Origin of the sequence: Streptomyces sp. NPDC047085 (assembly GCF_040643735.1) — a bacterium.
Classification (GTDB): Bacteria; Actinomycetota; Actinomycetes; order Streptomycetales; family Streptomycetaceae; genus Streptomyces.
Window position 1 is genome coordinate 19,198 of the sequence record NZ_JBEYUW010000025.1, and the last position, 10,115, is coordinate 29,312.

The window sequence follows — 10,115 nt, forward strand, 5'->3', positions numbered from 1 at the left end:
GAGGAACACGCGTCCATGAGGCTGCGCACAGCATGTCCGGCGACGCCGCGCGCCTGGACCGTGGAACTGCGCCCGCATGCCGGCGGGCTCGTTCTCATTTGCCAGCACTGCCCACACGGCACTACACCGGTCACCGCAGTCTCTGCTCGTTCGGCTGCCCTGGCCCACCTCGCACGACATGCGCGCGGTGACCAGCGTCCCCCGCACCTACGAATCTGCCAGTGCCACGAACGCGGCTGCCGCTGGCACTGCCGCCACCGCGGTTGCGCCGGCCCCATCCGTCTCCTCCTCGCATGCGAACGCGGCGGACGGCTGTGGGGCTCGTCGACGCCTGCAATGCCTGCGCCGCAGCGACAGCACAGGCCGCCGTCGTACCCGACACCGCCCTCGCCCACGCACCTCTGCAGCCGGCAACCACTCGGCGGCACAGGCACCCCAAAGGGCCGGGGGAGAGGATCCGGGTCCGCGAAATGCTCAGCTACCTCGCCGCTGCGCTCCCGGCAGGCACCTCGGCCGCCGCGCGCCTGCTCGCGCTACAGTGCGCGCTCCGCATGAACTTCAGGATGCAAGTCCGGCTGCCCACAGGCGTGCTGCGCAGCCTCCGCCTCAACACCACCTCGGATCCGTGGCGCGAGTTGGAGCAGGCGCAATGGCTGCGCACAGCCCCCAGGAACGCAGCCAACGAGATCGCCGCTGAACTGCTCGATGTCACAGTGCTGGGCCAAGCCCCAGCCCGCCCCGACCGAAGACATGCCGCGGACTGGGCACTGCGCGCCGGCTCCTCCTGTGCAGCAGGGGCGATCGGAGCGCTGCCTCAACTGGCAAGCGTGTACCTCGCAGCGCACACGGACCCGGAATCCAGCAGTGGCCTGGGCGAACTCGACCAGATGGCGCGCGCCTGCGGTACCCAGCCCGCGAAACTGCCGACCACGCTTGACCGACTGGCGGCAACAGGACTGCTGGTGTCATGGCAGGCCTGCCCGGACTCGGGAGATCTGCAGTGGGCTCTCTTACGCGGCACGGGAATTGGCGCCAGCGATCACCGGCGAGAAGTGACCCGAGGAAACCCGCGTGGGGTGGGCCGGTGCCCCTGAACGTGCCACGGCTGCTGTGACGGGCCAGGCTCCGTGTCGTGCGGCCGTCCTGGCTACTCGTCAACGTCTTGCCGTATGTGGCCCCCTCTGGATCTGCCACCGTCCTGATGGAAGTCCTCTTGCGATGATGATCCAGTGGGCAGTGATGAACCGGGGCCTCAGAACCTTGCCACCCGTGAGCTGCCGCGTCCGGTGACCCGACTGGTCGGCCATTTCCGAGGAAGCCCTCGGCGAGGACTCGCGGCAGTCGACGATCATTGTCCGCGCGGTGCAGCGCGGGCATGTTGCGTGGGCGGCCTGGTCCGCGTCCGTGCCGTGGCCCTTGATGTAGCAGTCCCTGATCTCCCGCTCCCCGACCAGCCATGCCACCGACCGCTGACAATTGACCGGCGATCACTCGTCGTCCAGGGCCAGAGCTCTTCGGGGTTCGTACCGCCCGGATGCGGGTGATCCCAAGACCGAATGCCGACCCCCTCACTGAGGCGAGGGCCCGGACGAGGCGAGCAGCTCTTGCAGGTCACGTACGAGGAGCAGCTCGTAGCGGTCGAGGGCGGCGAGGTTGTCGAAGATTTTTCGCGCAGTAGCCTCCTGACGTTCCAGGTTCGAGTCGAAGTCCCGGACGGTCAACAGCGAGTCGTAGCGCTCGAACGACATGCCGTGGTCTTCCTCGTACTCATGGGTGAACTCGACCTCGACCGCCGCATACCCCAGGTTCGCCGCATAGTCGACGAACTCGGAATCTACAGGCCTCATTTCGGCGCCGCAGGCCGCCGCAGCATCGCCGATGAGTCGATCCCGGGGAAAACCGGGACGAATGAAGATGTAGTGATATTCACTCACGAAGACTCCTAAGGCCATCGAACATCGTAACCATCGCCAATGATCCGGACAGAATTCATTCGCCCAGGGGGATTGTTCCGCAGGAACTTCTCCAATCCCTCGCGCGCCCCACTCTCCTCGAGCCCGCTGCCCCGTGCGTCGACCACAGCATCACGCGCCTGCTTCTTGGCCGTGTTCAGGGTGTTCTTCACGGAGTTCGGGGCTGCTCCCGGGTCCAGGGTCTTGAACTCGGTCGGTACTCCGTCCACGACAGCGTCAGGGGTCTTCCGGCCGTCCACTTGGGACTCTTTCAGCGCCTTTACATTCTTCCCTTCCGACTGCAAGGTCTCAGCTATTCTCCGCTCCTTGGGGCTGAATACCTTCTCGGACTCATCTATCGAACCACCTCGTGGCTCCCCGCTGCCAGCCGTCCTCGACCCACCGTTCCCGTTGTCGCCCCCTCCGTCCATGGCTCCGGCTGCCATGAGAGCTATTCCGGCAAGGCCGAGACGCATGGCGGCAAGAAGCTCCTCCGCGGCGAGTCCTCCGACGGCCTCGCCCCCGGCGAGCGCGAAGCCGGCCCCCGGTGGAAAGAGCGCCAGCAGGGAGAGAAGCAGCAGCGCGAAGCCCAGGTAGGTGAAGAAGTGGTCGAGGGCGTTGAGCAGGTGGGCCGGGGGAATGGCCCGGCCCGCGGGGCCGGCTGGGCCTGCGCTGCGCCACAGGAGGAGGGCAGTCGTCGTTGCGGAGGCCATAGCTGTGGCGAAACGGAAACGGTGGACGGCCAGTTGTTCACCCAGAGCCCGGGTGGCAGTCCGGCGCCAGCTGCGCAGCAGCGTCGCCAACCGCCAGACCATCCACACCAGTGCGGCCGTTGCGAAGCCCAGCAGGATCTTCGGCCCGGCACCGGTGGCGAAGTACCTCTGCAGTCCGGCCGTCGTCTTGAACGAGCCGACGCCCAGAAAGAGAGCGGACGGGAGGACGAGCACGCAGAAGATGAGAGCGGCCGGCAGTCGTCTGCGGAGGGGCGCAGCCTTTCGCCGCACCGCTCTGACACGCGAGCGTATGTCGGGCGTCCGCCAGGCCCCCTCGTGGTCGGTGGCATCGATGCGAGCCGCGATGACAGCGACTTCCCGGCGCAACGGCTCGATGGTGTGGGGCGCAGTCGCAGCTGCCGCGTAGCAGAGAGCTCGGCGCAGGCGGACGAACCGCAGTGCGATCAGCGTCGTCCACGGTAAGCACCAGGTCGCGTAGCGAACCAGTGCCGCTGCGCTGTCGCCGTCCGCGCGCTCGGTCTTCAGCAAGATGTCTGGAAGGCTGCTCTTCGCGCGGTGCAGGCACGCCCAGTCGGCTGTCATCGCCAGGAGCAGCGCCACCAGGGGCGCAGCCCACAGGTCGGCGTCAAGGGAGTTGAGCCACCGTTCGGGCTGTCCGCCCGGATGCTGGATCACGTAATTGGTGAGCGTGTGGTGCGCCACCGAGGCCGCGAACGGCACCGCCGCCAGCGGCTTCCACCAGCCCCGCGCCCGCCACAGGATCCCTACCGCCACTCCCGCCACGGCCGTCCACGCCAGGTGACTGAAGGCGGCGACGGTGACGTCACCGGTCGGGCCGAGATCCAGCGCAGCGGCCGGAGCAGGCAGCCAGGAGGTGAACACCCCGGCCCATCCCGGGATGTACGGCGGCGAGAGGCTGTCCGGGACCAGCCAGCCGCCGTAGCGCACGAGCGACCGGTCGACATCCAGGGAGTAGCGCAGCAACGCCTCCAGCAGCCCGAAGCCAGCGCCGAGCGCAGCCCCCAGCACGGTGAAGTCAGTCAGGCCCCACTGACGACGGACCTTGGCATACAGCCCGGCCAGCAAGAGCGGTGACACTTTCACCAGTTCCTCGACCCACGGAGCCGTGGTGTACGAGGTGGTGTTCACGACCTCGATCAGCGACCGGCCGGCGGAGTCCGCGAGCATTCGCGTGTAGGCGAGTTCCAGCACGGCCGCGACCGTTCCACAGGCGTAGACGCCCACCATCACGGCCAACAGCACCGTCGAGAGCCGTACCGAGCGCGTGGGCCAGGACACGACGAATATTTGGAGCACCCCGTACACGGCCGCGGTCACCATCAGCACAGTCATGCACGTCCCCCGTTACCCCACCGGACAGGAATTCGCTAATGCGAATCTCATGCTAACGGCTTCCGGCCTACGGATCAACGGCTTTTGGTGCGCTGCATTCACTCACCGGAACACTCATTGCACGGTCACCACCGTTCGGCCGCGCCACGTACAAGCTGCGGCGATACGGATTCGTTCACCCGTGGATCAACCGGCCAGGCCGAACAGGTCCGCTAGGCGGGGGTTGGGCCGTTGCTCACATCAACGCCCCCCGGTTTGCAGCTGAGTTGACCGTAGCCCGATATAGGTCGCCGGGCGACTATTCGCCAGGGTTCGCCCGGGCCCGCCAGATGGTGTGCCACCAATGCACGGGTGTTTTGTAGGCGTGGCTGCTCAGCTTCAGAGCAGAGCGCGCCCGTCCATCAGTTTCTTCACCAAGGAGGTGAGCATGCGGAAGCGGGCCAAGGTGCCCAGTCAGCACAGGCAGCTCGAATGGGCTGCCCGAGCGCAGGTGATCACTGCCGTGCTCGGCGCGGTCACCGCGATCGCAGGGTGTGTAGCGCAGTTCGCGCGGTAACGTGACGCGGACATGGGAGGGGTGCGGACGGCGCAGTCGAGGCCTGCGTGAAGCGGGCCCGGCCGGCACATGATCGGCCGACCCCGCCTCAACGCCCACACACCGGCCGGGGCCCCTGGGTGCGACCAGGGCCCCGGCCACTCGCGCGTGTGGCCTCCGGCAGAACCGGAGGAGCCCCTACCAGGTCGATTATCCAGTGCTTGCCGGGCATGGCGCCCCTAGCGCACTCGGGCTATGGCTGGCGGAGGTTGGCGAAAGGGGATCGCGCGCCGCGGCCCGCCACAGCCACACGGATCTGCGGGGTGTTATTCGGAGCTGGTGGGGTTGGTTCACCCTTACGCATGAACTCGGCGGCACAGAAGCCGACTTCGGGCTGGAGGTCACCAGGACCGTCGCCCAGGTCTTCGCCCGCCCCGACGCACTGCCTGCTACCGCGCTGCCGGCCACCACCGGCGCCGGCTCGGCTACCCTCGGCTGCCCAGGACGCTCTAGCCACAACCGCCGCAGCACAAACGGTGATCAACCGTCTGTGTGACCGGTGACCGCACCGCCGCCCGGCTTGCCGCAGGCCCCCACGAGGCACCCGGACGCGGCTGGCCGACCCAACCCGCGTCGCCGAGCGCGCGGGCCAGGCCGACTGCCGCCGCAGCGGACAGCGGCCAAACTCTTCCAGTGTCACAGTACCTCTGGCGGGTCTGCGGCCTGGCGCGAAATAGTGGCTGTGTGACCGATAGCGTTCTACTTCCCGCGCCGAACGGCGCTGGCCTTGCCGAGCTGTTGAGCGGCTTGGACTCCTACCGGTTGGCACGGCAAACCCTGCTGGGGGTCTTGGGCCTCGGCCAGTCGAACCGGGACCCCCTTGCCGAGTTCGCCGAGCACCTGGTCGCGGCCCTGTGGCAAGGCCAACTCGCCGAATCCCGGGTGCAGGCGAACTACGACCTGATATCGGCCGACGGCGAGTACGTACAGGTCAAGTACCTCGCTAACCCTCTCTCCGACTGGCCGAACGAGCACACTGTGCGGAGCATCCCCGGCGTCCGCTGGTACGCGCTCGTCCTCTACGAAGCGTTCGCCGTGACGGGCGTCCTGGCCTTCCCGTCCGACCTAACAGAAATCTGCTCGGCCCTGGGCAAGCGCCACCCCGGCCAGTCGACATCTCTGCAACTCACCCGCCGGAACTGGTGGACGATCCGGGATAACGCAGACGCTTATCGGCAGCTCGGCATGCGTATTTGGGTTCCTCCCTTCCTGTAGGTGGGCGCAGTCAATCGGCTGGGTTCGCGTACGCTGCGGCTTACTCACTCACGTACCTCCGGCGAAGATCTGCTCGACATCCTGGAGACACTTCCCGGCCTTGAGGCCGCGATCCCCCAGCCGGCCCGCGCGGTTGGCGCGACGGCCTCGGCCTTCCCCTCCGGTGGACGACCTGGGGCCTTTCGAACGCGATTGATTCGAGCCGACGTTGGCCGCGTGACATCATTCGGCCTGCTGCGCAGGTGCGTTGGGGCCGGTCGTTGTCAGTGCCGGTGACTACATTTCAGCAGTCGGTCGAGCCTGTGTTGCCTTGCGGCTGCGGGCAGGGGCCGGTGGAGTGACAACTGATGTTCGGGGGCGGCGTGAGCGACGGAAAGGTGCGAGTTGGTGGGCGTGATGTGGAGTTTGAGGTAGCTGCCCGGTGGGTTCGCTCCTATTTCGACGAGTCGGCGAACAGGGCCGCCGCGAAAGCCAAGGGGGGCAAGCCGTTCGCGTACCCGGCATACGACCGGATGGCCACAGGCAGCGGTCCGGACGAGCTGAATGATGGCGACCTCCTCGCTCCGTTGCTCCTCAACGCCGGTCCCTCGATTGCCGCTGTGTACGCGCTGCACGCTGTGCGACCGGCGCTGGAGGCCGGGCTGGCCGCCGTACCCCAGGACCTCGCGCTGCAGACCGCAGTGGCCCATGGTCGCCACGGGCCCCTGCTCGAGAGTCTGATCGGCGTCTTGGACGTCCCCGGAAAGGTGCCCGGGATCGGATTGACCAAGTTGACCAAGATCCTCCATCGGAAGCGCCCGCTTTTCATCCCGCTCTTCGACAGCAGGTCAAAGCTTGCTACTACAGCTCGGACACCAACTATCCGATGCATCCCACGCCTGGGCGACCTGACGCAGTTTTCTTCTCGACTCTCGCCGAATGCATGACCCGGGACCTCGCGGAGCAGCCGGAGCAGTGGGAAGCCCTGGCATCGCAGGCCCCCGACGACGTGTCGCGGTTGCGGATCCTTGATGTCGTGGCCTGGAAGCTGGGCGCCGACTCGTCCGCGCCAACAACACCTTGATGAGCTTCGGCCAGCATGGCTCAGCCTGAGGCACTACAACCGTGGCCGGCGAGAGCCCAGCGGCCGAGCCGAGGAACTGCTCCATCGCGGGCACGAAGTCGCTGGAGGAGAGACCCTGCAGGTAGAGCAGGGGCAGGGCCTCACTGATCTTCGGGGACTTCCGGCACCAAGGGGCGAGGATATTGGACGAGAACCGCTTGCGCTCGGCCGTCTCGCCATCGCTTGTCGTTCACCCGCGGTGCCTTCACCGCAATCGGCCGGGCGGCGCTGGCCACTGGCCGCTCGCGGTGGTGACCGTTGCGGACCACCAGACGGCGACCGGCTTCGTTCCGCTCGCCCGCCAACTCAGGTATCTACTGGTTTACCTCAGCTTCCAGGGCCGCGACATCCGACGGACGCCCTCACGGACAATGTCGTCCATCAGGGAGCCGCTCTGGGTGGTGCCGTCCTCGTTGAATACGCTCAGCACGGGCCTGCCTTCCCGACCCGCGCTGCAAGGCGGAACTACTCGATGACCAGAAGTCGATCACTCGGGAAGGTGCGCCCTCCGCGTTCCGCGAGGCACCCCTCCCAGGTCCGAGGGGCGGTCATGTTTTCGCTGAGGCAGGTTCCCGCCCGCGCGCAGGGACGGGGCGATCTCGGTCGATGAGGCGTAGTGATCAGGACAATCCTGGGCATGAAGTCGAGTTTTCGTTCATGTGTTCGTAAGGGTGGGTGTTGACCATGCGCCGGATGTGAAGTCCGGCGGCCTACGGAAGACACGAGCTCGGGGGCTGCGATGCGCGGTAGGGGGATGGTGGCGTGCCAGCAGGCGAACTAGACGAGCCGTACACCAACCCACACCGAAGGAGTCAGCCGTGAACGGCAGCGAGCACGCCAAGGGGCTATTCGCCGCCGCAATGGCGGCCCCCGTGTACGTTGACGAGAAGGGCTGCGAGGTCTGCCCCACAGAGCACCTGAGCGCCCCCTTCAACCAGTGACGGTCACTGTGAAGCCTCCTCCACTCCCCGCCCTTCTGGGCGCAGGAACACAGTCGTTGCTGACAGAGGCGGGATACAAGCCGCGGTCGGAGCGGCGGGCCCAGGGCAGCCCAACCGCGGACGCTCTCGCAGCGCAGCTCGAGGCCAGCATGGTCAGACGCGATCAACTTCTGTTCCGCGCGTGGACCCCGGGCAGCACCACCTACTGCCGACCTCCTGACTGCTGGCGTGAGCCTTTCGGCTGGCCCGCGCTCGTCCGCCTCGACGACCAGGGCCTATACCACCCTGCTCATGACACCGAGCGCCGCCACTGCGACTACTGCTACCCGAAGGGCGCAGAGTGGGCCGGAGAGCCGGTCGACCCCGCGGTCGTGCCACGCAATAGCCGGTGCTCCGGATGGAACCCGCTGTGGCCGAACACCGTGCCACGGCCCTTTCACGGCCCGCTAACCGCATCATGGACCCGCCCAGGCCGGGTGCCCCGCTGGTACGTCTGGTGGCGGCTGTGGGGACAGCAGGAAGGCCGCTGCGCCACCTGCTCAGGCCCGCCCCAGGTCATCGACCACGACCACGTAACCGGCCTGGTCCGCGGCCTGCTCTGCTACGAGTGCAACACCGCAGAGGGAGCCTGCGCGACCGACATCGCTCTGAGCCGGCACCCACGCGAGTGCTACTTCAACAGCTACCGGTTCAACCCGCCCGGCGCCTCATTCAGCTGGTACTGGCCCGACCCACGGCGCAGCGGCGGCATTGACGGATTCCTTCCCCACCCCTCCGCACGCTTCGCGGAGCAACCGAAACAGACGCTGCGCTGCGCACCGAAGTGCACCGCCTGGCTCCTCAGGCCGGTCCACGACTCACCGCGGTGGCCGAAGACCACCGGCATACCCCGCAAACGGCAAGATGTGACTGCCGCCACGACCTGACCCAGCGATGAGTTGGTCACCCGACCGGCCTGCCAGCACCCCGGCCCCTGGCCCAAAACACGCACGGCCACCGCCTCATACACGTGGGGACGAGTGCCAGCAGGACTGCTGCTGGCGACGATCGGCACGAGGCAGTGGCTCCGCCGGACCTCCTCGGGGACTCGACCCAAGTCGTCAGCAGTACCGACCCTGCCGCCTGCGGTGTACCACACGCTGTACATCCTGCTCAGAGACACCGGATGGCGGCCCCTGGAAGCGGTGGCGCGTCGGCTCGATGCGCTCGCCAACTTCGTCGCCACCCCCATCACGGCCCGGCGCGGTCTGCTCGCCCGGCTGCACTACCTGACCCGTACCGAGCACGCGCGCCAGGCGGCCCGCGAGGCGGGCCTGACCGTCACCGACCGCACGCTCAAGGCATGGCTGGACGGCAGGCGCAGCCCCTCTACGCAGAACCTCGAACGCATCGAGACGGCCTACCGCACCGTGCGCCGCCACAACGTCGCCCGCTACCTCCTGGCCCGCCTCAGCCGCGAAGGCCGCGGCACCCGTGTCGAGTTCCACCCGCTCAACCAGTCCCAGGTCGACCGGCCACGCCAGCGCGTCGTCTCCTATCGCACGCTCAACGTCCGCCACTGGGACCGCATCGTCCGGGCCTGGGCCGACGACGACATCCAGGCCCTCGACGACGCCTGGGTCAGCGACGCGGTGGTCGACCTCGGCTCGGAATGGGGCCAGTACGAGTACGTCACCAACATCGGCTTCGCCGCCTGAGCCACGAGACAGCCTGGAGCACCCGGCACCGCGGCTTCTGCTTGGTCTCGCGCTCCCTCCCAGCTTCCCGCCGGCACCTCAAGCTCCGTAGCGCCGTTTGCCTCCTGCACCGCCGTCTACGCCTCGAACCATTGGCCTGTGTCCTTGAATCGCTATGAAACCGGGGAATTCATTGATTCGAGATTGCGTCTTTCCTGAATTCCGGCCAGACTGGTTCAGATTAACCATTCTGACGGATGTGAGGCTGCTTTGAGCCTCCGTTATACGGCGAGCAGAAATCGCCCACCCTAAAGGTATTTTTGATGGACAGTCAGAATGGCCGCAGAAAATGAACCAGGAGGCGCCCCTTTGCAGCCAGCGGGTTTTAGGAATTCGCGGAGCGAATTCCGTCTGCTCGGATCGCGGAGCGATCCGAGACACCGTCACGGAGTGACGGTTAATCAACTGTCTTGCGGAGCAAGGCAGTTGAACCGCCGCGTAGCGGCGGCGCGTCGTGTTCGCGGAGCGAACCGATCGGAATAGCACA

Annotated in this window: 7 protein-coding genes and 2 pseudogenes; 6 read left to right on the plus strand and 3 right to left on the minus strand. The window is 67.0% G+C overall.

Annotated features, from left to right (window positions below; translation table 11 throughout):
• Positions 1-470: 470 nt before the first annotated feature.
• On the plus strand, positions 471-1,094 hold the full coding sequence (locus ABZ865_RS41455) for a hypothetical protein (RefSeq protein WP_361242554.1): 624 nt from the start codon (positions 471-473) through the stop codon (positions 1,092-1,094).
• Between the two features lie 474 nt (positions 1,095-1,568).
• Here ABZ865_RS41455 and ABZ865_RS41460 read toward each other — a convergent pair whose 3' ends face one another.
• Complete coding sequence (locus tag ABZ865_RS41460) at positions 1,569-1,934, minus strand: hypothetical protein (protein ID WP_361242557.1); 366 nt, start codon at positions 1,932-1,934, stop codon at positions 1,569-1,571.
• Between the two features lie 8 nt (positions 1,935-1,942).
• A complete protein-coding gene (locus tag ABZ865_RS41465; RefSeq protein ID WP_361242560.1) occupies positions 1,943-4,039 on the minus strand; it encodes a PrsW family intramembrane metalloprotease in 2,097 nt (698 codons plus the stop codon).
• Positions 4,040-5,318: 1,279 nt separating this feature from the next.
• Between ABZ865_RS41465 and ABZ865_RS41470 the strand changes: the two genes are divergently transcribed.
• Positions 5,319-5,849 carry a hypothetical protein gene (locus tag ABZ865_RS41470; protein ID WP_361242563.1) on the plus strand — a complete coding sequence of 177 codons (531 nt, stop codon included), beginning with the start codon at positions 5,319-5,321 and terminating at the stop codon, positions 5,847-5,849.
• Positions 5,850-6,196: 347 nt separating this feature from the next.
• Positions 6,197-6,912, plus strand: a pseudogene (locus ABZ865_RS41475) (DUF6308 family protein).
• 37 nt (positions 6,913-6,949) lie between these two features.
• Here the strand turns inward: ABZ865_RS41475 and ABZ865_RS41480 are convergent.
• A pseudogene (locus ABZ865_RS41480) lies at positions 6,950-7,333 on the minus strand (IS256 family transposase); the annotation flags it as partial.
• A gap of 436 nt (positions 7,334-7,769) precedes the next feature.
• Between ABZ865_RS41480 and ABZ865_RS41485 the strand changes: the two are divergent.
• From ABZ865_RS41485 to ABZ865_RS41495, 3 genes are all read left to right on the plus strand, one after another.
• Entirely contained in the window at positions 7,770-7,892 is a 123-nt protein-coding gene (locus tag ABZ865_RS41485) for a hypothetical protein (RefSeq protein WP_361242566.1), read from the plus strand.
• Between the two features lie 149 nt (positions 7,893-8,041).
• Complete coding sequence (locus ABZ865_RS41490) at positions 8,042-8,818, plus strand: endonuclease domain-containing protein (RefSeq protein WP_361242581.1); 777 nt, start codon at positions 8,042-8,044, stop codon at positions 8,816-8,818.
• A 201-nt stretch (positions 8,819-9,019) separates the two neighbouring features.
• Entirely contained in the window at positions 9,020-9,589 is a 570-nt protein-coding gene (locus tag ABZ865_RS41495; protein WP_361242569.1) for a transcriptional regulator, read from the plus strand.
• Positions 9,590-10,115: the final 526 nt, after the last annotated feature.